Source organism: Flavobacterium piscinae (assembly GCF_004122145.1).
GTDB lineage: Bacteria > Bacteroidota > Bacteroidia > Flavobacteriales > Flavobacteriaceae > Flavobacterium > Flavobacterium piscinae.
This window is the reverse complement of the sequence record NZ_SBKQ01000028.1, coordinates 1-1898: the sequence shown is the minus strand read 5'-3', so window position 1 is coordinate 1898 and position 1898 is coordinate 1. Positions and strand designations below refer to the sequence as shown.

Below are 1898 nucleotides of genomic sequence, written 5' to 3'. Positions count from 1 at the left end.
TGTGTGTGCCCTGCATCCGCAGGACACACCCCGAAAGCTTTTCAAATAGTTCAAAAATACAAATTTGGATTACAAAAACTAATTCTCGGGGTGTTATTTTTCTAGAGGGTGCGAGTCCCTTAACCGCGAGCGTAACGTCTCGAAGGTTTAGTAAGCTGCAAGGTGGTTTATCGTGAGATATGCACTGAAGGAAGCAGGACTACAAAATCCGGTACTGACGAACAGAAATGTCATAAGAGGCAATTTAAAGCGGATAAGCGTCCACAGCAACGCAACGTCCAAAGAATACCAAACTTTAATTTGTAGATGACGCAGGCATTGGAGGAAGGAAAAAGCGGTTACCAGGGGAGGTCTCTTAGATTACGAGTTAATCACAAAGAGAAGTCAGCAGAGGTCATAGTACTTGAACGAAACGAGGTGCGAATAGATACCGCATAGGACTCACAGACAAGGAAGGACTGAACGTAAAGAGGTTTTCAATAAGTAACGGAACGCACAGTAGCCCTACTTAACGAAAACAGGTTAAAACAAAACTAAAATGATAGAACAAGTAGTACATCCTTACAACCTTCAAAAAGCATTGGAACACGTTATTGCTAACAAAGGCAGTGCGGGTGTTGATGGTATTTCGGTACGTGAACTCCGCAAGGTATTCACAGAAAAGAAAGACCAGCTGATAACGGAAATCAAACAAGGAAGCTATCAAATTCAACCCATTTTAGGAATCGAAATCCCAAAGGGAAACGGAAAAACCCGACTGTTGGGCGTTCCCACAACGAGCGAACGAGTACTGCAACAGGCTGTATCACAAAGTATCGCACCTTTATTTGAACCCGAATTCAAACCTAACAGTTTTGGATTTAGACCCAACAAAAATGCCCGACAAGCTGTTGGACAAGCACGGGACTACATCCATTCAGGACTTACCCACATTGTGGATATTGACCTGAAAAACTTCTTTGATGAAGTTGACCATTGTTTAGTATTGAATTTGGTATACCGAAAAGTGAAATGCAAAACCACGATGCAACTCATTCGCAAAGGGCTTCGAGCACCGATAAAAATCAACGGAAAGCTACGAAAACGAAGAAAAGGCGTTCCGCAAGGAAGTCCATTAAGTCCACTATTGTCAAATATCTTACTCCACCAATTGGATAAAGAAATGACCCGACGTGGACATAAATTCGTTCGGTACGCGGATGATTTTAGTATCTACTGCAAGAGCCACAATCAAGCGAAAGCTACCAGAATAGTGATTGAAAAGTTTCTCAAGAACAAGCTCAAACTAACCATCAACAAGGAGAAGAGCGGGATTAGAAAACCCGTCAACTTCACTTTGTTAGGATTCGGATTTGTGCCTGTTTACAATAAAGGAAGCAAGAACCAATACCAACTCGTAGTAGCCGAAAAGGCATGGAAAAACCTAAAGATGCGTCTCAAAAGCATCACCCGCAAAACCACTCCAGCCAAACTAGAAGAACGTATCACCAAGATAAAGGAAATCCAACGAGGATGGCTAAGCTATTTTCGAGGAACCAACATCATAGGGAAATTACGAAACATCGATGGTTGGCTACGGAACCGAATCCGCTACTGCATCTGGCACGACTGGAAGAAACCTGAACGGAAAAGAAAGAATCTGATTCGATTAGGAGTTGACCAAGACCACGCCTATGCTTGGAGCAGGACTCGAAATGGTGGTTGGGCGATTGCCCAAAGTCCCATTCTAGGAACAACCATTACTTTGAAACGCCTGAAACAAAAAGGATACGAGACCTTAATGGAATGCTACATTCAACTCAACCCATCTCTTTGCGAACCGCCGAGTACGTGACCCGTACGCTCGGTGGTGTGAGAGGCTCTTCCTGTCAGTTTCTGGCAGGGCAGTCTACTCGATT

At 43.5% G+C, this 1898-nt stretch carries 1 protein-coding gene; it reads left to right on the top strand.

The genetic code is table 11. The features are described 5' to 3' along the window. Positions 1–538: 538 nt before the first annotated feature. Positions 539–1834, top strand: a complete 1296-nt coding sequence (gene ltrA, locus EQG68_RS14865) for a group II intron reverse transcriptase/maturase (protein WP_129465667.1) — start codon at positions 539–541, stop codon at positions 1832–1834. Positions 1835–1898 lie beyond the last annotated feature (64 nt).

Coding starts and splice junctions, on each gene's coding strand:
- ltrA (WP_129465667.1), top strand. CDS start 539: ATGATAGAACAAGTAGTACATCCTTACAACCTTCAAAAAGCATTGGAA.